Source organism: Kitasatospora sp. GP30 (assembly GCF_029892145.1).
Lineage (GTDB): Bacteria > Actinomycetota > Actinomycetes > Streptomycetales > Streptomycetaceae > Kitasatospora > Kitasatospora acidiphila.
Genome location: NZ_JARZAH010000002.1, coordinates 59,214 through 83,617, shown reverse-complemented (window position 1 = coordinate 83,617; position 24,404 = coordinate 59,214). Strand labels below are relative to the sequence as shown.

22 protein-coding genes and 2 tRNA genes are annotated in these 24,404 nt (G+C 72.3%); 3 read left to right on the top strand and 21 right to left on the bottom strand.

All coding sequences use genetic code 11. From position 1 onward, the window contains the following. Positions 1-108: 108 nt before the first annotated feature. Positions 109-1,569 carry an MFS transporter gene (locus tag P3T35_RS03635; RefSeq protein ID WP_101380276.1) on the bottom strand — a complete coding sequence of 487 codons (1,461 nt, stop codon included), beginning with the start codon at positions 1,567-1,569 and terminating at the stop codon, positions 109-111. Between the two features lie 102 nt (positions 1,570-1,671). On the opposite strand from P3T35_RS03635, the gene P3T35_RS03630 reads away from it, so the two are divergent. Continuing rightward, positions 1,672-2,577 carry a helix-turn-helix transcriptional regulator gene (locus P3T35_RS03630; protein ID WP_101380277.1) on the top strand — a complete coding sequence of 302 codons (906 nt, stop codon included), beginning with the start codon at positions 1,672-1,674 and terminating at the stop codon, positions 2,575-2,577. A gap of 47 nt (positions 2,578-2,624) precedes the next feature. On the opposite strand, the gene P3T35_RS03625 is transcribed toward P3T35_RS03630, so the two are convergent. The 8 genes from P3T35_RS03625 to P3T35_RS03590 all read right to left on the bottom strand — a co-directional run bounded on the left by P3T35_RS03625 (position 2,625) and on the right by P3T35_RS03590 (position 7,120). Next, positions 2,625-2,697: transfer RNA gene (locus P3T35_RS03625), tRNA-Ala, on the bottom strand. Positions 2,698-2,735: 38 nt separating this feature from the next. Continuing rightward, positions 2,736-2,808 (bottom strand) — tRNA-Ala (locus P3T35_RS03620). Between the two features lie 112 nt (positions 2,809-2,920). Further along, a complete protein-coding gene (locus P3T35_RS03615; RefSeq protein ID WP_101380278.1) occupies positions 2,921-3,571 on the bottom strand; it encodes a histidine phosphatase family protein in 651 nt (216 codons plus the stop codon). Then, positions 3,568-4,011, bottom strand: a complete 444-nt coding sequence (gene rsfS, locus P3T35_RS03610; RefSeq protein WP_101380279.1) for a ribosome silencing factor — start codon at positions 4,009-4,011, stop codon at positions 3,568-3,570. The genes P3T35_RS03615 and rsfS overlap by 4 nt, the downstream gene beginning before the upstream one ends. A 112-nt stretch (positions 4,012-4,123) precedes the next feature. Further along, on the bottom strand, positions 4,124-5,935 hold the full coding sequence (locus P3T35_RS03605; RefSeq protein ID WP_101380280.1) for an LCP family protein: 1,812 nt from the start codon (positions 5,933-5,935) through the stop codon (positions 4,124-4,126). 49 nt (positions 5,936-5,984) lie between these two features. Beyond that, positions 5,985-6,602, bottom strand: a complete 618-nt coding sequence (gene nadD, locus P3T35_RS03600) for a nicotinate-nucleotide adenylyltransferase (protein WP_101380281.1) — start codon at positions 6,600-6,602, stop codon at positions 5,985-5,987. Between the two features lie 89 nt (positions 6,603-6,691). Next, positions 6,692-6,838: a hypothetical protein gene (locus tag P3T35_RS03595; RefSeq protein WP_180356442.1), complete on the bottom strand. Its 147-nt coding sequence runs from the start codon at positions 6,836-6,838 to the stop codon at positions 6,692-6,694. Between the two features lie 135 nt (positions 6,839-6,973). Continuing rightward, positions 6,974-7,120, bottom strand: coding sequence for a hypothetical protein (locus P3T35_RS03590; RefSeq protein ID WP_180356443.1), 147 nt, complete (start codon positions 7,118-7,120; stop codon positions 6,974-6,976). A gap of 146 nt (positions 7,121-7,266) precedes the next feature. On the opposite strand from P3T35_RS03590, the gene P3T35_RS03585 reads away from it, so the two are divergent. After that, positions 7,267-8,334, top strand: a complete 1,068-nt coding sequence (locus P3T35_RS03585; protein ID WP_101380282.1) for a M48 family metallopeptidase — start codon at positions 7,267-7,269, stop codon at positions 8,332-8,334. A 131-nt stretch (positions 8,335-8,465) separates the two neighbouring features. Here the strand turns inward: P3T35_RS03585 and P3T35_RS03580 are convergent, their stop codons facing one another. From P3T35_RS03580 to P3T35_RS03535, 10 genes are all read right to left on the bottom strand, one after another. Continuing rightward, positions 8,466-9,539 carry a hypothetical protein gene (locus P3T35_RS03580; RefSeq protein ID WP_101380283.1) on the bottom strand — a complete coding sequence of 358 codons (1,074 nt, stop codon included), beginning with the start codon at positions 9,537-9,539 and terminating at the stop codon, positions 8,466-8,468. 72 nt (positions 9,540-9,611) lie between these two features. After that, positions 9,612-10,193 (bottom strand): hypothetical protein, encoded by a 582-nt coding sequence (locus P3T35_RS03575; protein WP_101380284.1) that lies wholly within the window; start codon positions 10,191-10,193, stop codon positions 9,612-9,614. A gap of 72 nt (positions 10,194-10,265) precedes the next feature. Then, a complete protein-coding gene (locus P3T35_RS03570; protein ID WP_101380285.1) occupies positions 10,266-11,558 on the bottom strand; it encodes a glutamate-5-semialdehyde dehydrogenase in 1,293 nt (430 codons plus the stop codon). 63 nt (positions 11,559-11,621) lie between these two features. Further along, positions 11,622-12,011 (bottom strand): hypothetical protein, encoded by a 390-nt coding sequence (locus P3T35_RS03565; protein ID WP_280704456.1) that lies wholly within the window; start codon positions 12,009-12,011, stop codon positions 11,622-11,624. A 118-nt stretch (positions 12,012-12,129) separates the two neighbouring features. Next, a complete protein-coding gene (gene proB / locus P3T35_RS03560) occupies positions 12,130-13,266 on the bottom strand; it encodes a glutamate 5-kinase (RefSeq protein WP_101380287.1) in 1,137 nt (378 codons plus the stop codon). Positions 13,267-13,362: 96 nt separating this feature from the next. Next, on the bottom strand, positions 13,363-14,835 hold the full coding sequence (obgE, locus tag P3T35_RS03555; RefSeq protein WP_101380288.1) for a GTPase ObgE: 1,473 nt from the start codon (positions 14,833-14,835) through the stop codon (positions 13,363-13,365). 114 nt (positions 14,836-14,949) lie between these two features. Further along, positions 14,950-15,207, bottom strand: coding sequence for a 50S ribosomal protein L27 (gene rpmA, locus P3T35_RS03550; RefSeq protein ID WP_030058248.1), 258 nt, complete (start codon positions 15,205-15,207; stop codon positions 14,950-14,952). A gap of 16 nt (positions 15,208-15,223) precedes the next feature. Continuing rightward, positions 15,224-15,538: a 50S ribosomal protein L21 gene (gene rplU / locus P3T35_RS03545; RefSeq protein ID WP_101380289.1), complete on the bottom strand. Its 315-nt coding sequence runs from the start codon at positions 15,536-15,538 to the stop codon at positions 15,224-15,226. 231 nt (positions 15,539-15,769) lie between these two features. After that, positions 15,770-19,240 carry an Rne/Rng family ribonuclease gene (locus tag P3T35_RS03540; protein ID WP_101380290.1) on the bottom strand — a complete coding sequence of 1,157 codons (3,471 nt, stop codon included), beginning with the start codon at positions 19,238-19,240 and terminating at the stop codon, positions 15,770-15,772. A gap of 420 nt (positions 19,241-19,660) precedes the next feature. After that, entirely contained in the window at positions 19,661-20,464 is an 804-nt protein-coding gene (locus P3T35_RS03535) for a TIGR03936 family radical SAM-associated protein (RefSeq protein WP_101380291.1), read from the bottom strand. Positions 20,465-20,684: 220 nt separating this feature from the next. Between P3T35_RS03535 and P3T35_RS03530 the strand changes: the two genes are divergently transcribed. Next, complete coding sequence (locus P3T35_RS03530; protein ID WP_101380292.1) at positions 20,685-21,134, top strand: serine/threonine protein kinase; 450 nt, start codon at positions 20,685-20,687, stop codon at positions 21,132-21,134. Between the two features lie 80 nt (positions 21,135-21,214). On the opposite strand, the gene P3T35_RS03525 is transcribed toward P3T35_RS03530, so the two are convergent. Both P3T35_RS03525 and rodA read right to left on the bottom strand, forming a co-directional pair. After that, on the bottom strand, positions 21,215-23,158 hold the full coding sequence (locus tag P3T35_RS03525; protein WP_101380293.1) for a TIGR03960 family B12-binding radical SAM protein: 1,944 nt from the start codon (positions 23,156-23,158) through the stop codon (positions 21,215-21,217). A gap of 65 nt (positions 23,159-23,223) precedes the next feature. Next, a complete protein-coding gene (rodA, locus tag P3T35_RS03520; RefSeq protein ID WP_280704454.1) occupies positions 23,224-24,396 on the bottom strand; it encodes a rod shape-determining protein RodA in 1,173 nt (390 codons plus the stop codon). Between the last annotated feature and the right edge of the window lie 8 nt (positions 24,397-24,404).

Here is a 24,404-nt window from a genome sequence, read left to right as displayed (position 1 = left end):
TCCCTCGGCGACACGTCTTACTTTACACGGTCCTGGAGGTGGTTCACGAATCCGTTCCCGGTGCCGCCCTTCGATCCGGCGGCACCGGGCCCTGCGGACCTCGGGCGATCAGGTGAGCCGCGCCGCGTGCCGGGTGCGGAACGCGAAGACGGCGGCCAGCAAGGCGGCGGCCAGCAGGCAGAACGAGGTCACCTCGACCGCGTGGCCGGAGGCGGCCGGGCCCGCCGGATAGCTCACCGAGCTGAGGAACACGGTGCCGAGCAGCGAGACCCCGACCACCTGGCCGAGCTGCACCATGGTCACCGTCACCCCGCTGGCGTCCGCCGCGTCGGCCGGGGCGACCCGGCTCAGCGCCCGGGCGAACAGCGGGCTGTAGGCGGAGCCGGAGGCCGCCCCGATCACCAGCAGCAGCGCCTCGGTGCCCACGCTCAGCCGCTCACCGCCGCGCATCAGCTGGCCGAGCACCAGGTAGCCGGCGCCGGCCACCGCCAGCGCGACCATCGGCAGCGGCAGGTGCAGCCGCTTCGGCAGCCGCTGCCAGTGCAGGCCGGAGAGCCCGAAGCCGACCGCCATCGGCGCGAAGCTCAGGCCGGCCCAGAGCGGCGATTCGCCCAGCCCCGCCTGCAGGTGCAGCGCGAAGGCGAACAGGAAGCCGGAGAAGGCCAGCATCACCAGGAAGAGCGCGACCGCCCCCGGCAGCAGGCCCGGGGAGCGCAGCACCCGGACGTGGATCAGCGGCTGCCCGCCGCGCTCGGCGATCCGCCGCTCCACCACCACGAAGACCGCGAAGGCCAGCACCGAGCCGGCCAGCATCACCCAGCCCCAGACCGGCCAGTGCAGGTCGTGCCCGAGCACCAGCGGCACCACCAGCAGGCCGATCGCCAGCGCCAGCACCAGCAGCCCGACCAGGTCGAAGCGGCGTTCCCGGTCCACCGGCAGGTGCGGCAGCACCCGGTGCCCCGCCGCCAGCAGCAGCACCCCGATCGGCACGTTGATCAGGAAGACCGGACGCCATCCGCTGCCGAACAGGTCGGCGCTGACCAGCACCCCGCCGAGCACCTGCCCGGCCACGCTGCCGCCGGCCAGCACCGCCGTGTAGGTGCCCAGCGCCTTGGCCCGGGAGGCGCCGGTGAAGGTCTTCTGGATCAGGCTCATCACCTGCGGCACCATCAGCGCCGAGGCGACCCCCTGCAGCAGCCGGAAGCCGATCAGGCTGCCGGTGGTCGGAGCCAGGCCGCAGGCCAGCGAGGCGGCGGTGAAGGCGGCCAGGCCGAACTGGAAGAGCGGGCGGTGGCCGAACCGGGCGCCCAACCGGGCCCCTGTGATCAGCAGCACCGCGTAGGCGATGGTGTAGCCGGCGATCACCAGCTGCAGGCCGGCGCCGTCGGCGTGCAGGTCGGTGCGGATGGTCGGCGCCGCGACATTGACCACGGCGACGTCCAGGATGGCCATGAACTGGCCGGTCAGGATCACCCCGAGCACCAGGCCGGAGCGGCCGGTGCGAGCGGGCCGCGCCGCCGCGCTGGAGTCGGCCACCGAGTGCGGCCGGCGAATCTGAAGGTCCGTCATGGCAGTCAATCTGCCGTGACTTCGATACTGGTGGTTAGAGCCTGCTGATCCTGGTACCGGCACTACCTGTCAGCCGTGGCGGCCGTGCGTCAGGATGGTCGCATGACCCTGCTGGAGTCCCGCGCCACCGCACCCGCCAAGGGCCCGGAGCCCACCCGCCGCACCGAGCTGGCCGCCTTCCTCAAAGCCTGCCGGGCCCGGGTCACCCCGCAGGACGTGGGCCTGCCGCCCGGCCTGCGCCGGCGCACCCCGGGGCTGCGCCGCGAGGAGGTGGCGCAGCTCGCCGGGGTCGGGGTCACCTGGTACACCTGGCTGGAGCAGGGCCGCCCGATCAACGCCAGCGACCAGGTGATGGCGGCGGTGGCCCGGGCGCTGCTGCTGGACGAGGTCGAGCGGGCCCATCTGTTCCGGCTGGCCGGCCTGCCCGCCGTCGAAGCGGGCGACCTGCTCTGCCCCACCGTGGACCCGGTGATGCAGGTGATCCTGGACGGCCTGGCCCCGCTGCCCGCCGCCATCTGCAACCGCCGCTACGACGTGCTGGGCTTCAACGCGGCCTATGACGCGCTCTTCCCCGGTGCCACCCGCGCCACCGCCCCCAACGGCCGGCGCAACTCGCTCTGGTGCGCCGTGACCGTGCCGGACTGCTGCAACCCGTTCGTCAACCGCGAGGAGGAGCTGCCGCGGATGGTCGGGGTGCTGCGCGCCTCCTACGCCTCGCACGTCGGCGAGCCGGCCTGGGAGGAGTACGTGCGGGCGCTGTGCGCGGTCAGCGACCGGTTCCGGGAGCTCTGGGAGAGCCAGCTGGTGGCGCCGTCGGTGACGGTCCGCAAGGTGTTCCGGCACGCCGCGGTGGGCGCGATCCAGTGCCAGGCGTCCTACCTGACCATGTCCGGCTGGCCCGAGCTCTACATGGTGGTCTACACGCCGACGGCCCAGCAGGACCGGGAGCGGCTGGAGTGGATCACCGCGAACCCCCAGGCCCCGGTCGTCGACCACACGCACCGGTAACGCCGAAGGGCCGCCCCCCGATTGGGAGGCGGCCCTTCGACCTTCGGTGGAGCTATGGGGAATTGAACCCCAGACCTCTTGCATGCCATGCAAGCGCTCTACCAACTGAGCTATAGCCCCGCAGACCGCGCGGCTCCGAGAGAACCGCTGGTGCGGAGTGGAGCTATGGGGAATTGAACCCCAGACCTCTTGCATGCCATGCAAGCGCTCTACCAACTGAGCTATAGCCCCGCGGCCGAGGAATCCGCCGCCCTGGCGGGCCGCGTTCTTTCCTGCGAACGAGGAAGACTCTAGCTGGTCAGGCCCCGAATGACGAAATCCGGGCAACCGGGGCCCCGCGAACTCAGGACTCGTCGCCGATCACCGGCTCGGGCAGGGTGCCCGCGTTGTGCTCCAGCAGCCGCCAACCGTGGGACCGCCGCGGGCCGAGCACCGACCAGCAGCAGTTGGAGAGCCCGCCGAGGCACTCCCACACCTCGGGGGCCAGGCCGAGCATCCGGCCGAGCACGGTGCGGATGGTGCCGCCGTGGCTGACCACCACCAGGGTGCCGTCCTCGGGGAGCTTCTCGACGGCCTCCAGCACCACCGGGACGGCGCGGTCGGCCACCTCGCCGGCCAACTCGCCGCCGCCGCGCCGGACCGGCTCACCGCGCCCGAAGGCCGCGTAGTCCTCGGGGTGGCGCTCGCGGATCTCGGCGTGGGTCAGGCCCTGCCAGCTGCCCGCGTAGGTCTCCCGCAGGCCGGCGTGGTGCTGCACGTCCAGGCCGGTCAGCCGGGCCAGCTGGGCGGCGGTGTCGGCGGCCCGTTCCAGGTCCGACGAGATCAGCAGGTCGGGCTTCAGCCCCGCGAGCAGCCGGGCGGCCCGCCGGGCCTGCTCCAGGCCGGCGGCGGTCAGCGGGATGTCCGTGGTGCCCTGGAACCGGGATTCCAGGTTCCAGGAGGTCTGGCCGTGCCGCCAGAAGACGATCCGCGGTCCCCCCGCGCGGCCGTTCAGCTGAGGTCCTGCAGATAGCCGACGGCATTGCCTGCGTCGTCCACGACGGCGTCCTCGGGACGGTTGCGGGTGGCCATCGCGTCCTCGGGCAGCGGCAGCTCCGGGCAGTCCTTCCAGAGCCGGTCCAGCGAGTAGAAGGAGCGCTCCTCGGAGTGCTGGATGTGCACCACGATGTCCAGGTAGTCGAGCAGGATCCAGCGACCCTCGCGCTCGCCCTCCCGGCGCACCGGCTTGACGTCCAGCTTCTCGCGCAGCTGGTCCTCGATCTCCTCCGCGATCGACTTCACCTGGCGGTCGTTGGCCGCCGAGGCGATCAGGAAGGCGTCGGTGATCGACAGCACATCGCTGACGTCGAAGGCGACGACGTTGTGCGCCAGCTTGTCGGCCGCCGCCTGGGCGGCGACGGTGATGAGTTCCTGCGAGTATTCGGTTGCGGTCACGATGCTCTTTCGGCTCTGCGGCTGGGGGCGCCTCCCGGCCGTCAGGCTCGGAGAGGGGTTTCGCCTCCAGGATCTCACGCCGCCGCGTCGCCCCACCGCCGCTTATCGCCCCTTACTGCCCCTTGGGAGCCTGGTAGTCCTTGCCCAGCACCACCACCAGGTCGGCGGTCTGCGCATCGGTGCTCTTCTGCGCCGCACCGTCCGGCAGGCCCAGGCTGGTGGCCAGCGACTTGGCGGCCTGGGCCCGGGAGTCGTCGGTGTAGCGGATCACGGTGGTCGGCTGCGCCGCGGCCTTGCCGCCGCCCGGCACGAAGGTCAGGCCGGAGTTGATCACCTGGGCCTGGGCAGCCTGGGCCGTGGTGTCGCTGCTGCTGCCGGTGGCGTCGACCACACTGACCCGGGCCGGGCCGCCGGTGGCCGCCGCGCTGTGCAGGGTGCCGCCGAGCACGTCCTTGACCACCGGGGCGGCCTTGGCCTGGTCCACCGTGCCGTCGGCGGCGACCGGCAGCTCGCTGGTCTGCAGGTGCCCGGCCCCGGCCTGCCCGCTGAGCTGCGCCAGCAGGCCGGCCAGCGCCTGCTCGGGCAGCGAGGGGTCCAGCACCGCGCCCATCCGGTGCACGTCGTCGGTGGCGTCGGAGAGGGTGGTGGGCATGGCGGTGATCAGCGCGGCCATCACCTGGCCGAACCGGTGCAGCTGGGCGTCCGGGCTCTCGCCCGGCGCCTGGTAGGTGGCGTAGGCGACGGCCGCGTCGCCGATCAGCGTCCGCCCGCTGCCCTTCTCCACCAGCACCTTGCCGTCCGGACCGGTGATCTGGCTGTCGGTGTCGACCTTGATCCCGCCGATCTGGGAGACCAGCAGCCGCAGGTAGGGGGTGTCCAACCGCCAGGTGCCGGCCACCGGGGCGCCGAGCATGGTGCCCAGCGCGTCCCGGGTGGCGGCCGGGCCCATCGAGTCCATCGCGCCGCTCAGCTGCGTCATGCCGGAGTCGCCGGCCGCCGGGAGCTGCAGGGTGCCCGGCAGCAGGAACACCGAGGCCTTGTGGCCGCCGGTGTCGTTGACCAGCAGCGCGCTGCTCACCTTGCCGTTGAGGTCGCGCATGTGGACCACGACCACATTGCGCCCGCCGGTGGCCGCGGCCGCCGAGGTGGTGCCGCCGAGGGCACCGGTGGCCCAGAGGTAGCCGACCGTGCCGCCGCCCGCCAGCAGCAGCGCCACCGCGCCGGCGATCAGCCGGGTGCGCAGCCGGCGGCGGCGCTCGTCACGGCGCTCGGTGCGCGACTCGGCGAACTTCAGCCAGTCGATGACGTCCTCGGACTGCTCCGACTCCTCGTCGACGAAGGTGAACTCGTCGGTCGGATAAGGGTCCTGGTCGCTGCGCGGCTTGGGCACGGCGCGCCGGCCGCCGACCTGCTCGGAGGGCTCGCCGACCGCGCCGGCCGGCTCGTCGGGCGCGGTGCGCGGGCGCGGCGGCACCGGGGGCGCGGGACGGGCGACGGGCGCCGGCTGCGGGGCGACCGGCGCCGGCTGCGGGACGACGGGCGCTGCGGCCACGGGCGCCTGCGGGACGGCGGGCTCGGCCGGGTAGTAGGGCTGCTGCTGGTAGGGCTGCCCGTAGTGCGGCTGGTAGGGCTGCTGCTCCTGGTAGCCCTGGTACGGCTGCTGCGCGTACTGCTGCCCGTACGGCTGCTGCTCCTGGTAGCCGTACGGCTGCTGCTGGTACGGCTGCTGCTCCTGGTAACCCTGGTAGGGCTGCTGCTCGTACTGGGCGTACTGCTGTTCCTGGTACGGCAGTTGCTCCTGGTAACCCTGGTACGGCTGCTCGTACTGCTGCCCGTAGGGCTGCTGCTCCTGGTAGCCGTGCGGGTAAGCCCCCGTGTTCCAGTCGCCGTTCTCGGGCCCAGTGCGGTCTGCCGTTCCGGTCACGCCGTACCTCAAGCTCTTCCGTGGTGTCCTGATCAGCCGGTCGGCCGGCTCAGCCGGCGTCCAGGTAGAGCGCGCGCTTGTCGATGTAGCGCACCACCCCGTCCGGGACGAGATACCAGATCGGCTGGCCCTTGGCCACCCGCATCCGGCAGTCGGTGGAGGAGATCGCCAGAGCCGGCACCTCGACCAGCGAGACACCGCCGACCGGCAGACCCGGGTCGGTGAGTGTGTGGCCCGGGCGGGTGCAGCCGATGAAGTGGGCCAGCGCGAAGAGTTCCTCGGCGTCCTGCCAGGAGATGATCTGGGCGAGCGCGTCCGCGCCGGTGATGAAGAACAGGTCGGCGTCCGGGTTCAGCTCTCTGAGCTCGCGGAGCGTGTCGACGGTGTAGGTGGGGCCACTGCGGTCGATGTCGATCCGGCTGACCGAGAACTGCGGGTTCTCGGCGGTGGCGATCACCGTCATCAGGTAGCGGTCCTCGGCGGCGGACACCGACCGCCGCCCGGTCTTCTGCCAGGGCTGCCCGGTCGGGACGAAGATCACCTCGTCCAGGTGGAAGGCGCTGGCGACCTCGCTGGCCGCGACCAGGTGGCCGTGGTGGATCGGGTCGAAAGTGCCGCCCATCACCCCGAGCCGCCTGCGCCGCATCGGCGTGCTCTCTCCCGTCATGCCGCCACACCTTACGCGACGTGTGGAACGAACACCTGACCGCTCGGGGACACCCCGAGTGCCGGAGTGCTCCCGAGCGGGCCGGCGGCTCAGCGGTCCCGGTTGAACCGGGTGGTGATGAAGAGCAGCAGCAGCAGGATGAACAGCGCGCTGCCACCGGTCAGCAGCGGGTTCAGGGTGCTGTGGTTGCTGCCCTCGGCCAGGGCTGTCAGGGCGGGCAGGGCGCTGGAGGTCATGATCGGCAGGGCCTTCTCGACTCGGTGGGGGCCAGGACGCGGGTCCCGGCAACCGGGGCGGCCCGCGCGCTCATCGTACGGGGCGTGCTCGCGCAACCGCGCGGCGCCTCCCCGCGTCTGACTACAGGTGAGCTGTCAGTTGTTGCTGTTGGCTCGGGCCAGGATCCAGACCAGCGCCAGCACGCCGACGATCGAGCCGATCACGATCAGGCGCAGGAAGAGGCCCGGACCGGGGCCGCTGGAGATCGGCGCGGCCAGGTGGGCCAGGGCTGCGGGGGACATCGGCGGGCTCCTTGGAGACGATGGTGACTCGTAAGCCAGCTTAGGCCGCCTTACGCCCAGCGGCCCGCACCACCCCCATGGGGGACGAGTGCGGACGGTCGGACGTTGAGAGTTGTCACAGTCGAGTCGAGAGGGACACAGCAGTCATGACCGATTCCACCCGAACCGCGGGCCCGGCCGACAACGTGCCGGGGCGCCGCCGCCAGCGGTTCGCCGGCATCTCCACCCGCGCCTGGGAACACCCCGCCGACCGGTCCGCACTGGTCGCGCTGCGCAAGCTGACCGGGTTCGACGATGTGCTGAAGAAGCTGGCCGGCCTGGTCTCCGAGCGCAGCGTGCGGCTGATGTTCCTGGCCACCGCGGTGAAGACCTCCGAGCGGCAGTACCCCGAGCTGTACAACATGGTCCGGGACGCGGCCTACGTGCTGGACCTGGAGCAGGTCCCCGAGCTCTACGTGACCCAGGACCCCAAGGTCAACGCGATGTGCATCGGGATGGACGCCCCGGTGATCGTGGTGACCACCGGCCTGGTGGAGCTGCTGGACGAGGAGGAGCTGCGGGCCGTGATCGGCCACGAGGTCGGGCACGCGATGTCCGGCCACGCGGTCTACCGGACCATGCTGCTGATCCTCACCAACCTGGCCACCCGGGTCGGCTGGGTCCCGCTCGGCAACCTGGCGATCATGGCCCTGGTGACGGCCCTCAAGGAGTGGTTCCGCAAGGCCGAACTCTCTTGCGACCGGGCCGGTTTGCTAGCCGGCCAGGACCCGCAGGCCTCGATGCGCGGGCTGATGAAGCTGGCCGGCGGCCACAACCTGGGCGAGATGAACGTGGACGCCTTCCTGGAGCAGGCCGAGGAGTACGAGAAGGCCGGCGACCTGCGCGACGGCGTGCTGAAGCTGCTCCAGGTGCTGCCGCAGTCCCACCCGTTCGCGGTGGTCCGGGTGGCCAAGCTGAAGCAGTGGTCGGACAGCGACGAGTACCGCTCGATACTCGCCGGCGCCTACCCGCGCCGCACCGACGACCCGCAGGCCAAGGTCAGCGACCAGTGGAAGGCCGCGGCCGACTCCTACGGCAAGTCCCTCAAGGACAGCAAGGACCCGCTCTTCACCCTGATCCGCGACTTCGCCGACGGCGCGGGCTCGGTGGGCAGCAAGCTGAAGGACACCTTCACCGGCGCCAAGGGCAACGGCCAGAAGTCCGACGAGTCCTAGCCGCGCCGATGCCGGTTCCGCCCCTTGCGGATCAATTCCTTCAGGCGGCGGAACCGGCGTTCTTCGCGCCCGAAGATCGTTGACGAATCACCCCGGCCGCACGGCGAGCCGGTATTCGGGTGGTTCCGGCATCAACCCAGCGGGCCGCCCATGACCGCGCAGCTCTGCCAGGCGGGATGCGAGCGGTCGCCCGGATCGATCGTGCCGGGGTGGGCGGTGAGCGGGCCGGTGCCGCCGGCGGCCAGCGGCTGGAAGTACTCGAACTGCGCGGCGTCGCAGGCACTCGGGCCGGCCTGCTGGACCGTGTCGACCACCCGCAGCTGGCCGTTCACCAGATCGGTGCGGGCCAGGTCGAAGCGGACCTCGCGGCGGATCGAGTAGAGGGTCACCGGGCCGTTCACCGTCACCCCGGCCGGGCGGAGCGCGTAGACCAGGGTGTGGTCGGCGGTCAGCTCCAGGGTCGAGGCGTCCAGCTCACGCACCGTCACGGTACCGGCCACCTTGACCGTGTCGCTGGCCAGCGACACCTTCATCGGGTCGAACCGGACCATCCAACCGGTCAGCGTGTGGTGCTGGTCGTCGCCGGGGTTCGCGGTGCTCTGGTCGAACTGGCTCTGCTCACCCGGCGCCACCAGGGCCCGCACCGGCGCCGTCGCGCCCTGGGCCAGCACCGCCGGGGAGAGCTCGGAGGCCACCAGGTAGCGGCGCACGGTGTCCACCGCGGTGCCCACCTGGGCCTGGGTGAAGTCCGCCGTGCTGGTGCGGGCGGCAGGCAGGCCGAAGCCCGCGCTGCCGTCCGCGTAGCCCGCCGCGGCCGCGAGGTTGGCGAACGGGCTGCTCGGGTCGACGGTCGGCACGCCGCCGGAGGCCGGGGTGAGCGCGGTCAGCTGATTGGTGAGCTGGCTGCCGCCGGCGCCGGCGGTGTCGCGGTGCGGGGCGGTGAGCCCGAAGTACACGGCCGCTCCGAAGGCCACCACGATGAGCAGCAGCAGGATCAGCGCCTGCCGGGGCAGCGAACCGAGCCGCCCGAATCCCGTCTTGTGCCGGATCCCGCGCGGGGCGCCGCCCAGGCGCTCCATGGCGGACAGCTCGGTGATCCGGGCAGCCCGGACGAACGACTCGTCGAAGACGACGGATCGGTATTCGTCATCGCTTCCGGAACCGCCCTCGGGCACACCCTCCGGAGGCTCACCCGGGTCACCCATGAATCCAGGGTAGAGCGCGCGACGGCCCCGGAACGAGGCCCCGGCGGCACCTTTCGCAGTCGATCGGCCTGGTCACCCGGCCGGCTGCGGAGCGGCCGAGCCGACCGGGTCGGCCCGGGCCGCGGTCGGTGCCGGCGTGGCCGGGCCGCTGGTGCCGATCAGCGGCCTGCGCCCCGGGGAGTTGCCGGCGCCGCGGTACACGGCGGCCACCGCGACCGCCACCAGGCTGACCCCCATGACGATCACCAGCACCCAGGCCAGCGGGCGGTGCCAGCGCTGCTGGGCTATCTGGCCGCGGCTGGCCGAACGCGCCCCGTAGCCGGGCCAGCGGACCGCTCGGCGGCGGCCCAGGCGCAGGCCGGAACCGACCCAGGGATCGGTGTAGATCCGGTCGTCCTCGCTGCCGGGGTGCGGGCGCAGCTCCAGCGGCATGCCGTCGAAGAGCTCGCCGCCCGGCTCGCGGACCCGGCCGGCACCCGCGGGCTCCTCGTTGCGGGTCTCGGCGGCGGCCAGCTGCCGCTCTCTGGCACTCGGCTCGTGCACGGCGGCGGAACGGATGAAAGCCTCGTCAAGGACCACGGTGGCGAACTCGTCGTCCGCGTCACCGTGGTCAGCGCCGTCGGAGTACGGCGAGCCCCCCAAGTCCTCAGCCACGGACTCAGCGTATTACCGGGCGCGTGATTTGTCTGTGGCTCCCGGCACTTGGGCTTCGTCAAGGACCGCCGGTCAGCCGCCGACGGTCTGCCGGGCCTCGCCGCGGACGTGTCCGTCACCAGTGACGATGTACTTGGTCGAGGTCAGCTCCGGCAGCCCCATCGGGCCGCGGGCGTGCAGCTTCTGGGTGGAGATGCCGATCTCCGCGCCGAAGCCGAACTCACCCCCGTCGGTGAACCGGGTGGAGGCGTTGACCGCGACGGTGGTCGAGTCCACCAGCTGGGTGAAGCGGCGGGCGGCCGCCTGCGAGGTGGTGACGATCGCCTCGGTGTGCCCGGAGGACCACCGGCGGATGTGCTCCACCGCGGCCTCCAGCGAGGGCACCACGGCAGCGGCCAGGTCCAGGGAGAGGTACTCGGCGCCCCAGTCCTCGTCGGTGGCCGGCACCACGGTGGCGGGCGAGCCGGCGGCCAGCTTGAGCACCGCGTCGTCGCCGTGCACCGTCACCCCGGCCTCGGCCAGCGCGGCCAGCGCGAGCGGCAGGAACTCCTGGGCCACGTCCTGGTGCACCAGCAGCGTCTCGGCGGCGTTGCAGACGCTCACCCGCTGCGCCTTGGAGTTGAGCAGGATGCCGACCGCCATCGCCAGGTCGGTCCGCGCGTCCACGTAGACGTGGCAGTTGCCGGTGCCGGTCTCGATCACCGGCACGGTGGAGCCCTCCACCACCGTCCTGATCAGCGAGGCGCCGCCGCGCGGGATCAGCACGTCCACCAGGCCGCGGGCCCGCATCAGCTCGGTCACCGAGTCCCGGCTCTCCCCCGGCACCAGCTGCACCGCGTCGGCCGGCAGCCCGGCCGCCTCGACGGCCTCGCGGACCACGGCGACCAGGGCGGTGTTGGAGCGGTAGGCGGAGGCCGAGCCGCGCAGCAGCACCGCGTTGCCCGACTTCAGGCAGAGCGCGGCCGCGTCCACGGTGACATTGGGCCGGGCCTCGTAGATGATGCCGACCACGCCCAGCGGCACCCGGACCTGGCGCACGTCCAGCCCGTTCGGCAGGGTGTAGCCGCGCACCACCTCGCCGACCGGATCGGGCAGCCCGGCGACCCTGCGCACATCGGCGGCGATCGCGGCGATCCGCTCCTCGGTCAGGGTGAGCCGGTCGACCACCGACTCGGCGGTGCCGGCCTCCCGGGCCCGGGCGACGTCCTCGGCGTTGGCGGCGGTGATCTCCGCGCCGCGCGCCTGGAGTGCCTCGGCGACCGCCAGCAGCGCGGCGTCCTTGGCCGAACGCGGCAGCGGGGCGAGTGCGGCCGCGGCGGTCCGGGCGCGGCGCGCGGCGGCGAGGACGGGGCTGTCGATGCTCATGCCCGAAGCCTAACGACTGCCGCGCGGCCGCCCGGGAGCCTTTCCACTCGTTGAGACGACCGGTCAGTACGGGTGCACCCCGCCGAGCTGCGGCATGGGCTCACCGAAGCCCTCGGCGATCCGCTGGTGGTAGGTGGCCCGGTCGACCACCTCCAGGCCGACGATCTCCCAGGCCGGCAGCCTGGCACTGGTCCGGTGCTCGCCCCACAGCCGCAGCGCGATGGCCGCCGCGTCATGCAGGTCGCGGGCCTCCTCCCAGTAGCGGATCTCCGCGTGGTCGGCCGCGTAACGGGCCGTCAGGAAGAACGAGTGGTCGTGCGCCAACCGTTCCAGCCCGGCCTTCAGCTCCGTCAGCGGGGTCACGGCACCGGCAAGACTCAGCACCACGTGCCACAGCCGCCCGGCCTCCGGTTGGTCCGGCACCTCGTGGTGCGGGTGCAGTTGCCGGACGATGCCGCCCGGCACCTGCGCACGCGCCTGGTCGCGCCTGAGTCTCACCGCGGCCTCCTGTTCGACGCTGGTCCGGGACCGGACCGGCGGCGGCCCGGACGGGCCGTCAGCCGACGGACCGTCAGCCGCGCAGCACCACCAAGTCGTCCCGGTGGATGACCTCGCGCTCATAGGCGGCGCCCAACTCCTGAGCCAGGTCCCGGGTCGACCGTCCGAGCAGGCGCGGCAGCTCCCTCGCATCAAAGTTGACCAGGCCACGGGCCACGATGTGGCCGTTTTCGGCAAGAAGGTCCACCGGATCCCCGGCGGCGAAGTCTCCGTCCACCTTGGTCACCCCGGCCGGCAGCAGCGACTTGCCACCCTCCACCACGGCCCGCACCGCGCCCTCGTCCAGGTGCAGCGCGCCGCGCGGGGTGCTGGCGTGGGCCAGCCAGAGCAGCCGGTCGGCACTGCGCGAGCCGGTGCGGGTGAACAGGGTCCCGGTGGGGCGGCCGACCAGCGCGTCGGCGGCGTGCCGGGCGGCGGTGAGCACCACCGGGATGCCCGCGCCGGTGGCGATCCGGGCCGCCTCCACCTTGGTCACCATGCCGCCGGTGCCGACTCCCGCCTTGCCGGCGCTGCCGATCTCGATGCCCGCCAGGTCCTGCGGGCCGTGCACCTCGGCGAGCCGCCGGGTGCCGGGGCGGCTCGGGTCGCCGTCGTAGAGGCCGTCCACGTCGGAGAGCAGGATCAGCAGGTCGGCCCGGACCAGGTGGGCGACCAGCGCGGCGAGCCGGTCGTTGTCGCCGAACTTGATCTCGGCGGTGGCCACCGTGTCGTTCTCGTTGACGATCGGCACCGCGCCCATCGCGAGCAGCTGGTCCAGGGTGCGGTAGGCGTTGCGGTAGTGCGCGCGGCGGCTGGCGTCCTCGGCGGTCAGCAGCACCTGGCCGACCCGGCGGCCGTAGCGGGCGAACGAGGCGGTGTAGCGGGCCACCAGCAGGCCCTGGCCGACGCTGGCGGCGGCCTGCTGGCGGGCCAGGTCCGAGGGGCGCTTGGCCAGGCCGAGCGGTGCCAGGCCGGCCGCGATCGCCCCGGAGGAGACCAGCACGATCTCCGGGGCGTCCGGCTCGCCGAGGCGCCGGGCCAGCGCGTCGACCAGCGCGTCGACCCGGTCGGCGTCCAGGCCGCCGGCCGCGGTGGTGAGCGAGGAGGAGCCGACCTTGACCACGATCCGACGGGCCGTCAGCACGTCTTGACGCAGTGTCTGCTCGCTCATCGCCCTACCTCGCTGCTACTGATCGGCTCCGCTGTTTGCGGGCAATCTACGCGAAAACCCCAGCGGAGCCGTACAGCGTTTCAGCGGGTGGGACTTTCAGTCCTCGTCGTCGTCGAGCTCGGCCGGGCGGCCGGAGGAGAGCGCCTCGAAGGCGAGGTACTCGGCCTCGGCGGCGTCCCGGCCCTTCTGCCGGTCGCGGCGGCGGTCCACAGCCGGACGCTGGCTCTCGAGGCGGTGGTCCTCGCCGCGGCGGCCGAGCATCTCGGCACCGGCGGCCATGGTCGGCTCCCAGTCGAAGACCACGGCACTCTCGTCGGGGCCGATGATGACCGTGTCACCCTCGTGGGCGCCGACCTTCCACAGGCCCTCTTCGACACCGAGCCGGGCCAGCCGGTCGGCGAGGTAGCCGACCGCCTCGTCGTTGCTGAAGTCGGTCTGCCGCACCCAGCGCTCCGGCTTGACACCGCGCACCCGGTAGGCGCCGTCCTCCTCGGTGACGGTGAAGCCCGCGTCGTCCACCGCCACCGGACGCAGCACGATCCGGGTGGACTCCTGCACCGGCTTGGCGGCGCGCGCCTCGGCGACGATCCCGGCCATCGCGAAGCTCAGCTCGCGCAGGCCCTTGCGGGAGGCGGCGGAGACCTCGAACACCCGGTAGCCGCGCTCCTCCAGCGAGGCTCGGGTCAGATCGGCGATGTCCTGGCCGTCCGGCACGTCCACCTTGTTGAGCGCGACCAGCCGCGGCCGGTCCTCCAGGCCGCCGTACTGGGCCAGCTCGGCCTCGATGGTCTCCAGGTCGGAGAGCGGGTCGCGGCCCGGCTCCAGGGTGGCGCAGTCCAGCACGTGCACCAGCACGCTGCAGCGCTCCACGTGGCGCAGGAACTCCAGGCCCAGGCCCTTGCCCTGGCTGGCGCCCGGGATCAGGCCCGGCACGTCGGCGACGGTGTAGACGGTCTCGCCGGCGGTGACCACGCCCAGGTTCGGGACCAGGGTGGTGAACGGGTAGTCGGCGATCTTCGGCTTGGCGGCCGAGAGCACCGAGATCAGCGAGGACTTGCCGGCGCTGGGGTAGCCCACCAGGGCCACGTCGGCGACCGACTTGAGCTCCATGACGATGTCGCTGACCTCGCCCGGCTCGCCGAGCAGCGCGAAGCCGGGGGCCTTGCGGCGGGCCGAGGCCAGCGCCGCGTTGCCCAGGCCGCCGCGGCCGCCCGCCGCGGCGACGAAGGAGGTGCCGTGGCCGACCAGGTCGGCCAGCACGTTGCCCTTGCGGTCCAGCACCACCGTGCCGTCCGGCACCGGCAGCACCAGGTCCTCGCCGTTGGCGCCGGCCCGGTTGGCGCCCGCGCCCGGCTTGCCGTTGCCGGCCTTGCGGGAACGCGAGTGGTGGTAGTCCAGCAGCGTGGTGATCTGGGAGTCCACCACCAGGGTGACGCTGCCGCCCTCACCGCCGTTGCCGCCGTCCGGTCCGCCGAGCGGCTTGAACTTCTCCCGGTGCACGGAGGCGCAGCCGTGGCCTCCGTTACCCGCGGCGACGTGCAGTTCGACGCGGTCCACGAAGGTGGTCATGAGCGGTGCCTCCAGTTGACGAACAGGCTGTGGAACAGACTGTGGGAGAAAAAGCACGCAGGGTGGACCGGAGAACCCGATCCACCCTGCATGGGATCCAGCGGAAGAGCTGGATCAGGCCTCGACGGCCACGATGTTGACGACCTTGCGGCCGCGACGGTTGCCGAACTGAACCGCGCCGGCGGTCAGCGCGAACAGGGTGTCGTCGCCACCGCGACCGACGCCCGCGCCCGGGTGGAAGTGGGTGCCACGCTGGCGGACCAGGATCTCGCCGGCGCTGACGACCTGGCCGCCGAAACGCTTGACGCCGAGGCGCTGGGCGTTCGAGTCGCGGCCGTTACGGGTAGAGCTTGCGCCCTTCTTGTGTGCCATCTCGCTATCCCCTTACTTACTTCGCGGAGTCGATGCTCGTGATGCGGACGGCGGTGTGGCGCTGGCGGTGACCCTGGCGCCGACGGTAGCCGGTCTTGTTCTTGTAGCGGAGGATCGTGATCTTCTCGCCCTTGGTGTGGTCGACGACCTCGGCGTGGACCTTGATGCCGGCGAGGACCCACGGGTCGGAGGTGACGGCCTCACCGTCCACGATCAGGATGGTCGAGAGCTCCACCGAGTCACCCGGCTTGACGTCAACACGGTCGATCTCCAGCACGTCGCCCACGGCGACCTTGTGCTGGCGGCCGCCGGCGCGAACGATCGCGTACATGCGGTACCTGCTTTCCATACTCGGTTCGGAACTCTCCGATGCCAGCCGCCTGGGTACGGACACAGGGGCCTCCCCCGCACTTCCGATCGGACGAACGGGAGGTGAGATGCTCGGGAGCGTGGCGTAGACACGCCGAGGGTCAAGAATACGGACCAGCCGCCCCCGGGGCAAACCGGGCGCCGGACCGTCCGCGAACCGGGGCGGGCAGCGGGCCCGCCCCGGTCACGGGCGTCACTCGGCCGCCGACTCACCTTCGGCGGCGGCCGCCTTCTTGGCCGCCGCGCTGGTCCGCTTGGTGGCGGTCTTGCGGGCGGTGGTCTTCTTCGTCGCCGCTGCCGTCGTCTTCTTGGCGGCGGTGGTCTTCTTGGCGACCGTCTTCTTGGCAGCCGTCTTGCGGGCGGCGCGCTTCTTCGGGGCCGGAGCCTCCTCGGCAGCGGCCTCCTCGGCCGGAGCCTCGGCAGCCTGAGCCTCGGCGGAGACGGCCTCGGCGGCCTGCTCCAGCTCCTCGGTCACCACCGGGGCGGCGGCGGCCAGGGCTGCCTCCACCACGGCCTCGGCCCGCGACTGCAGCACCACGATCTCGCCGCTGGACGGCGCCCCGGCCGGCGCGGTGGCCTTGCGCACCGCGCGGCGGCGGGTGCGGCCGGCCGGTGCCGGGGCCGGCGCGATCTCGACCAGGCTGGGCTGCTCGGCGGCCTCGGGCTCCTGGGCCTGCTCTGCGGCGGGCGCCTCGACCACGGGCGCCTCGGCCTCGGCCTCGGGCTGCTCCTGCGGAGCCTCCTCGCGGGTGACGATCTCCAGCTCCTCGTGCTCGTGCTCGACCATCGGCTCGACCGCGGCAGCGGCCTCCTCGTGGGCGGCCCCGCCCTTGCCACGGCGGCGGCGCTTGCCGGAACCGGCCTCGCCCGCGGTGCCGACCGCACCGCCACCGCCGCCGACCGAGGTCGGCTGCTCCATGTGCACGATCACACCGCGACCGTTGCAGTGCACGCACGCCTCGGAGAACGACTCCAGCAGGCCCTGGCCGACCCGCTTGCGGGTCATCTGCACCAGGCCCAGCGAGGTGACCTCGGCCACCTGGTGCTTGGTGCGGTCCCGGCCCAGGCACTCGAGGAGCCGGCGCAGCACCAGGTCGCGGTTGGACTCCAGCACCATGTCGATGAAGTCGATCACGATGATGCCGCCGAGGTCGCGCAGCCGCAGCTGGCGGACGATCTCCTCGGCCGCCTCGATGTTGTTGCGGGTGACGGTCTCCTCGAGGTTGCCGCCCTGGCCGACGAACTTGCCGGTGTTCACGTCGACGACGACCATCGCCTCGGTCCGGTCGATCACCAGCGAACCGCCGCTGGGCAGCCAGACCTTGCGGTCCAGCGCCTTCATCAGCTGCTCGTCGATCCGGTAGGTGGCGAACACGTCCACGTCGCTGGTCCAGCGCTGCAGCCGCTCGGCCAGGTCCGGCGCCACCGAGCTGACGTACTCGTGGATGGTGTTCCACGCCTCGGCACCGGAGACGATGACCTTGGTGAAGTCCTCGTTGAAGATGTCGCGGACCACCCGGACGGTCATGTCCGGCTCGCCGTACAGCAGGGTCGGCGCGTTGCCGGAGGCCGCCTTCTTCTGGATCTCCTCCCACTGCGACTGCAGCCGCTGCACGTCGCGGGTGAGCTCCTCCTCGCTGGCGCCCTCGGCGGCGGTGCGCACGATCACGCCCGCGTCATCCGGCACGATCTTCTTGAGGATCTGCTTCAGCCGGGCCCGCTCGTTCTCGGGCAGCTTGCGGCTGATGCCGGTCATCGAGCCCTCGGGCACGTAGACCAGGTAGCGGCCGGGCAGCGAGATCTGGCTGGTCAGGCGAGCGCCCTTGTGGCCGATCGGGTCCTTGGAGACCTGCACCAGCACGGACTGGCCCGACTTCAGCACCGACTCGATCCGGCGCGGACCGCTGTGCCCGAGCTGACCGAAGTTCACCTCACCGGCGTAGAGCACCGCGTTGCGGCCCTTGCCGATGTCGACGAAGGCGGCCTCCATCGACGGCAGCACGTTCTGGACCTTGCCCAGGTAGACGTTGCCGACGTACGAGGTGGCCTGCTCCTTGTTGACGTAGTGCTCGACCAGCACGCCGTCCTCCAGCACACCGATCTGGGTGCGCTGGCCGTTCTGACGGACCACCATGACCCGCTCGACCGACTCCCGGCGGGCCAGGAACTCAGCCTCGGTGATGATCGGCACCCGGCGGCGGCCCAACTCGCGGCCCTCGCGGCGGCGCTGCTTCTTGGCCTCCAGGCGGGTCGAGCCCTTGATCGACTGCACCTCGTCCGGGTCGAAGGCCGGCTCGGTGGAGCGGCGGCGCGGCTCGCGCACCTTCACGACCGTGCGGACACCGTCCTCGCTGCCCTCCGCCGGCTCGGCGACGGCCTCACCACTGCGGCGGCGACGGCGGCGACGGCGGCGCGACGAGGCCAGGCCACCGGCCAGGTCGTCGCCCTCCTCGTCCTCCGCCAGCTCCTCGGCCTCGGCCTCGGCTTCGGCGGACTCGCTCACCGGGGCCTCGGCCTCGATCTCCTCGGCCTCGCCACGGCGACGGCGGCGGCCACCACGACGACGACGGCGGGAGGACGGACGGTCCTCCTCCCAGCCGGCCTCCTGCTCGGGGCCGGCGGCGGGCGCCTCCTCGACAGCGGCGGGCGCCTCGGCGGCCGGCGCTTCGACGACCGGGGCCGGGGCCGGGGCCGCCGGGGCCGGGGCCGGGGCCGCCGGGGCAGCGGCCCCACGGCTCACCCGGACCGCGGAGCGGACCCGGCGACGGCGGCCGACACCGCTGTACTCGTACTCGTCCTCCTCCGAGCGGGCGGCCTTCGGCTCGGCGGCGCGCTTCTTCGGGGCCGGGGCCTCCTCGGCAGCGGCCTTCGGCTCGGCGGGGGCGGCGGCGGGCTCCTGGAAGACCGGGGCCTGGAAGATCGCGGTGGCCGGGCGGACGGCGCGGCGGCGGGTGCGGTGGGGCTCGGCGGCAGGCTGCTCGGGCTCGGCGGCGGGCTGCGCCGGGGCGGCCTCGGCGGCGGGTGCCGGCGCGGCCTCCTCGGCGGCGGCCTCCTCGGGCTCCTCGGTCTCGGGCTCCTCGACGACGACCTCCACGACCGGCGCGGTGGCGGTCTGCGGTGCCTCGGCACGCTTGCGGGTGCGGCGCGCCCGGACCGGCTTCTCCTCGGCCACCGGGGGCACCTCCCGGTCGTCAGGCTGGGGGCGCTCGGCAACGGGCTCGGCGGCGGGCTCGGCGACAACCTCAGCGGCAGCCGGAGCACCGGTGGGCGCCTCGGCACGCTTGCGGGTGCGGCGCGCCCGGACCGGCTTCTCCTCGGCCACCGGGGGCACCTCCCGGCCGTCAGGCTGGGGGCGCTCGGCAGCGGGCTCGGCGACAACCTCAGCGGCAGCCGGAGCACCGGTGGGCGCCTCGGCACGCTTGCGGGTGCGGCGCGCCCGGACCGGCTTCTCCTCGGCCACCGGGGGCACCTCCCGGCCGTCAGGCTGGGGGCGCTCGGCCGGGGCGGCAGCCTCGACCGGAATCACGGTCTCGGCGGTCTCGGCCGCGCCCTGCGGGGCGCCGGCCGGGCGGGACACCGCGCGGCGGCGCCGGCGCGGCGGAGCGGCATCGCCGACCGGTTCACCGGTCGGAGTCTGCGCGTCAGTGTTCTCGTTCTCAGGCATGCGGGTGGATCTCCCGTCAGGCCCCCGGGCTCCACATCCGGGCACGGGCACCGGTGGCCGGCCGCGGGCGCTCGGCGCCCGGGCCGACTCTCCACGGCGCCGACATGCGGACGCGAAGCCGCACAGGGGCTCGTAGTCTCGCTCGGCGCCCCGCACGATGCGGGGTGTCGAAAGTCTTCTGGTCCGACCAGCGTTCTCAGGTTTTCCCAAGCTGCGCGGCCCCACAACCCAGGGTGGCTCCCGGGGCGGGCCTCGCCGGCCCGAGGGCGGCGTGGTTCTCCTGGGGCCTCCGACCCGGTGGTTGGGTCGAGCGGCCACCGCAGGAGCGGCCAGTGCGCGACGACGCTCGCTCCCCTGGGGAGCCGCGGGGGCCCGGAGCGCGCGGGGCCGGTTGGTTACTCCGGCCCCCGGCTCCGCCCGCTAGGCGGACGCTGCGGCCTGCGGCTCGACGGCCGCCTCCGATGGGACGGCCGGGGCCGCAGCGCGGTCGAGCGCCAGCGGGTCGGTCACCGTGCCGGTCTCCTCATCGAGCGGCCCCTGCGCCAGCCTGGTCACCTCAGCGGGGACCGGCAGCGCCAGGTCGGCCGTCGCACGGAGACCGGACAAGACGTCGTCTGGTCGTACGGCGGGTGTGGCGTGTCGTACTACCAGGCGCAGTATCGCACAGGGTCGGCCGGTACGAACATCGGAGGTGACTGCGGATTCCCCGGCCGGACCAAGTCCGACCTGCGCCGGGACCAGTTCCAGCCCGGCCACGGCACCGCGCGCGTCGAAAACCCGCACACCGTTCTTGGTCTTCCGTTCGACCTCGACGCTCTCCGCGCCCAGGAACAGCTCGATCGCCCGCCCGGCCGCCTCCTCGGAGACCTCCGGCAGCCGCAGCTCCCAGAGTGAGGCCTCCAGCCGCTCCGCGAAGTTCGGGGTGCGGACCTCGACCGCGTCCACGATGTCCAGGCCGATCGGCAGCGAATCGTCCAGCTGCGCCCGGAGCGCCTCCGGGTCCCGGACCTCGGCCAGGCCGATCTCCAGGTACTCGGCCTCGCTGGCCACCCCGGTCGGCGCGGCGTTGGCGTAGGAGACCTTGGGGTGCGGAGTGAAGCCTGCCGAATACGCCATGGGCACGGCCGAGCGGCGCAGCGCCCGCTCGAACGCGCGCTGGAAGTCACGGTGGCTTGTGAAGCGCAGACGGCCCCGCTTCGTGTAGCGCAGACGGATGCGCTGCACCGTCGGCGCGGGCGGCGGACCGTCTGGGGTGCGGCGTGCCAGGGTCGTTCAGTCCTTCGTGAGAAGCCTGGTCCCGACCAGCTGGGCACGGTTGCCGCGGCCGCTCGGAACGTACGTCAATGTCACAGGGTACGCGCTACTGGTCTGCCCACCTAAAGCCCCGGCGATACGGCGGCGATACGGCGGCTTGGTCTCCTCTCCCTGGCTTTACACAGAACTTATGTGGGAGAGACTCATACTCAAGGGCAAGTCCATCATCAAGCGGGCGGCCGTCACGCTCGGTGCCACCTCGCTGGTCACGGCCGCGTTCCTCACCACCCCCGCCAACGCCGTGTCCGACGACAAGTACGGCGCCGCCGCGCTCTGCGGCTCCGGCTACCAGCCGCTCGACGCGATCACCGTCCTCAACTCGTCGACCGTCTACCTCTCGTACAACGGCGCCTGGGACTGCGTGGTCACCATGCACAACAGCGGCACCTGGGGCGACCCGACCCCCGAGACCAGCGCCTGGGTGGACACCACGCCCAACCCGCCGGCCTCGCAGTCGGACTCTGGCGACTACTCGTACTACGCCGGCCCGGTCAAGGTGTACGCCCCGGGGCAGTGCATCTACTGGGGTGGCGGCGACTACTGGGGCCACTACAGCGAGGGCCCGAACCACTGCGGCTGAGCCTCCTCACCCCACCGAACCGGCCCGTCGAATTCGCCATCTCCGACGGGCCGTTTCGCTTCTCTATTCCCCCCAGTCGGCTACGCCTGGCCGGTGCTCCCGTTGACCACGGTCAGCGGCAGCAGCTTCTTGCCGGTGGGGCCGATCTGAATGCTCGTGTCCATCTGCGGGCACACCCCGCAGTCGAAGCAGGGCGTCCAGCGGCAGTCGTCGACCTCGACCTCCTCGAGGGCGTCCTGCCAGTCCTCCCAGAGCCAGTCCTTGTCGAGGCCGCTGTCCAGGTGGTCCCAGGGGAGGACCTCCTCGTAGGAGCGCTCGCGGGTGGTGTACCAGGCGACGTCGACGCCGGTGGGGGCGAGGGCCTTGTCGGCGCAGGCCATCCAGCGGTCGTAGGAGAAGTGCTCGCGCCAGCCGTCGAAGCGGCCGCCGTCCTCGTAGACGGCGCGGATCACGGCGCCGAGCCGGCGGTCGCCGCGGGAGAGCAGGCCCTCGACGATGCCGGGCTTGCCGTCGTGGTAGCGGAAGCCGATGTTCTTGCCGTACTTGCGGTCGCCGCGGATCGCCTCGCGCAGCTTGGCCAGGCGGGCGTCGGTCTCCGCGGCGCCGAGCTGGGGGGCCCACTGGAACGGGGTGTGCGGCTTGGGGACGAAACCGCCGATGGAGACGGTGCAGCGGATGTCGTTCTGGCCGGTGACCTCGCGACCCTTCTGGATCACGTTCTTGGCCATCTCGGCGATCTGCAGCACGTCGTCGTCGGTCTCGGTGGGCAGACCGCACATGAAGTAGAGCTTCACCTGGCGCCAGCCGTTGCCGTAGGCGGTGGCGACGGTGTTGATGAGGTCCTCCTCGGACACCATCTTGTTGATCACCTTGCGAATCCGCTCCGAGCCGCCCTCGGGGGCGAAGGTGAGGCCGGACCGGCGGCCGTTGCGGCTCAGCTCGTTGGCCAGGTCGATGTTGAACGCGTCGACCCGGGTGGAGGGCAGCGAGAGGCCGATCTTGTCCTCGGTGTAGCGGTCGGCCAGGCCCTTGGCGATGTCGCCGATCTCGGTGTGGTCGGCGCTGGAGAGCGAGAGCAGGCCCACCTCCTCGAAGCCGGTGGCCTTGAGGCCGCGCTCGACCATCTCGCCGATGCCGGTGATGCTGCGCTCCCGGACCGGGCGGGTGATCATGCCGGCCTGGCAGAACCGGCAGCCGCGGGTGCAACCTCGGAAGATCTCCACGGACATCCGCTCGTGCACGGTCTCGGCGAGCGGGACCAGCGGCTGCTTGGGGTAGGGCCACTCGTCGAGGTCCATCACGGTGTGCTTGGAGACCCGCCACGGCACGCCGGGGGCGTTGGGCACCACGCGGCCGATCCGACCGTCCGACAGGTACTCGACGTCGTAGAACTTCGGCACGTAGACGCCGCCGGTGCGGGCCAGCCGGAGCAGCAGCTCGTCGCGGCCGCCGGGGCGGCCCTCGGCCTTCCAGGCCTTGATGATCCTCGTGATGTCGAGCACGGCCTGCTCGCCGTCGCCGACCACGGCGGCATCCAGGAAGTCGGCGATCGGCTCGGGGTTGAACGCGGCGTGGCCGCCGGCCAGCACGATCGGGTCCTCGTCGGTCCGGTCGGCGGCGTTCAGCGGGATGCCGGCCAGGTCGAGCGCGGTCAGCATGTTGGTGTAGCCGAGCTCGGTGGAGAAGGAGAGCCCGAAGACGTCGAAGGCCTTCACCGGGCGGTGCGCGTCCACCGTGAACTGGGGCACGCCGTGCTCGCGCATCAGCGCCTCCAGGTCCGGCCAGACGCTGTAGGTCCGCTCGGCGAGCACCCCGTCCTGCTCGTTCAGCACCTCGTACAGGATCATGACGCCCTGGTTGGGCAGCCCGACCTCGTACGCGTCCGGGTACATCAGTGCCCAGTGCACGTCGCAGGCGTCCCACTCCTTGACGGTCGAGTTCAGCTCGCCGCCGACGTACTGGATCGGCTTCTGAACGTGCGGGAGGAGGGCCTCCAGGCGTGGGAAGACCGATTCGACTGGCATGCGGTGAACCCTTAAGTGAGAGGAGCAGGGGATGACCCTCAAGGGTACCGGCTCGGCCGAACCGATCAGCCCGCGATCGGCCGCTGGGTGCGGACGGCCTGGAGCAGCCCGATCGCGATCCAGCCGGCGAACATCGACGAACCGCCGTAGCTGACGAACGGTAGTGGGACGCCGGCGACCGGCATGATGCCGAGCGTCATGCCGATGTTCTCGAAGGACTGGAAGGCGAACCAGGTGATCACGCCGCAGGCCACCACGGTGCTGAAGACGTCGGTGGCCTGCCGGGCGATCCGGCAGCCGCGCCAGAGGATCACCCCGATCAGCAGGACCAGCGCCAGGCCGCCGACGAAACCGAGCTCCTCGCCGACCACCGTGAAGACGAAGTCGGTCTGCTGCTCGGGGACGAACTGCCCTATGGTCTGGCTGCCGTGGAACAAGCCCTTGCCGGTCAGACCGCCGGAGCCGATCGCGATCCGGGCCTGGGCGGTGTTGTAGCCGACGCCGGCCGGGTCCAGCTTGGGGTTGGCGAAGGCGGCGAACCGGTCGATCTGGTACTTGCTCAGGATCCCGAGCTTCCAGACCGCGGTCGCCCCGAGGCCACCCGCGGCGAGCAGCCCGAAGAGCCAGCGGTTGGGCACGCCGGCGGCCAGCAGGATGCCCAGGATGGTCACCACCATCACCATCACGGACCCCAGGTCGGGGTAGAGCAGCACGATGCCCATCGGCACTCCGGCCAGCACCAGTGCCTGCAGCACGCTCTTGTCGTTGGGCAGTTCACGCTCGCCGGAGTCGATCCGGGAGGAGAGGATCATCGCCATCCCGAGCACGATGCCGAGCTTGGCGAACTCGGCGGGCTGGACGGAGAAGCCGCCGCCGAACTGGATCCAGGAGTGCGCGCCGTTGACGGTGGAGCCGAGCGGGCTGAGGGTGGCGAGCAGCAGGACGATGGTGGACAGGTACAGGATCGGCACGGCGGCGCGGATCCGGTGGTGCCCTATCGCGACCACGGCACCGAAGAGCACCAGGCCGATCAGCAGGTTGGTCAGGTGGCGGTAGAGGAAGTACTGCGGGTCGCCGTGGGTCAGCGAGTCGCGTCCCCGGGTGGCCGACCAGACCAGCAGCGAGCTGCCCAGCGACAGCGCCAGCGCGGCCAGCACTATGATCCAGTCGATCCGCCGCAGCGGGGCGTCCTTGGCCAGCGCCCGGCCCAGTCGGCCGCGCTGGGGGCTGAACCGCAGCGGGCGGT

Excerpts from the sequence above, each read along its gene's own strand:
- P3T35_RS03590 (WP_180356443.1), bottom strand. The coding sequence starts at position 7,120 with ATGTCCCCCGCAGCCCTGGCCCACCTGGCCGCGCCGATCTCCAGCGGC.
- rpmA (WP_030058248.1), bottom strand. The coding sequence starts at position 15,207 with ATGGCACACAAGAAGGGCGCAAGCTCTACCCGTAACGGCCGCGACTCG.
- P3T35_RS03580 (WP_101380283.1), bottom strand. The coding sequence starts at position 9,539 with ATGGGTGACCCGGGTGAGCCTCCGGAGGGTGTGCCCGAGGGCGGTTCC.
- proB (WP_101380287.1), bottom strand. The coding sequence starts at position 13,266 with ATGAGCGAGCAGACACTGCGTCAAGACGTGCTGACGGCCCGTCGGATC.
- P3T35_RS03530 (WP_101380292.1), top strand. The coding sequence starts at position 20,685 with ATGTGGGAGAGACTCATACTCAAGGGCAAGTCCATCATCAAGCGGGCG.
- P3T35_RS03540 (WP_101380290.1), bottom strand. The coding sequence starts at position 19,240 with ATGCCTGAGAACGAGAACACTGACGCGCAGACTCCGACCGGTGAACCG.
- P3T35_RS03595 (WP_180356442.1), bottom strand. The coding sequence starts at position 6,838 with ATGACCTCCAGCGCCCTGCCCGCCCTGACAGCCCTGGCCGAGGGCAGC.
- nadD (WP_101380281.1), bottom strand. The coding sequence starts at position 6,602 with ATGACGGGAGAGAGCACGCCGATGCGGCGCAGGCGGCTCGGGGTGATG.
- P3T35_RS03630 (WP_101380277.1), top strand. The coding sequence starts at position 1,672 with ATGACCCTGCTGGAGTCCCGCGCCACCGCACCCGCCAAGGGCCCGGAG.
- P3T35_RS03570 (WP_101380285.1), bottom strand. The coding sequence starts at position 11,558 with ATGAGCATCGACAGCCCCGTCCTCGCCGCCGCGCGCCGCGCCCGGACC.
- obgE (WP_101380288.1), bottom strand. The coding sequence starts at position 14,835 with ATGACCACCTTCGTGGACCGCGTCGAACTGCACGTCGCCGCGGGTAAC.
- P3T35_RS03585 (WP_101380282.1), top strand. The coding sequence starts at position 7,267 with ATGACCGATTCCACCCGAACCGCGGGCCCGGCCGACAACGTGCCGGGG.
- P3T35_RS03525 (WP_101380293.1), bottom strand. The coding sequence starts at position 23,158 with ATGCCAGTCGAATCGGTCTTCCCACGCCTGGAGGCCCTCCTCCCGCAC.
- rplU (WP_101380289.1), bottom strand. The coding sequence starts at position 15,538 with ATGTACGCGATCGTTCGCGCCGGCGGCCGCCAGCACAAGGTCGCCGTG.
- P3T35_RS03635 (WP_101380276.1), bottom strand. The coding sequence starts at position 1,569 with ATGACGGACCTTCAGATTCGCCGGCCGCACTCGGTGGCCGACTCCAGC.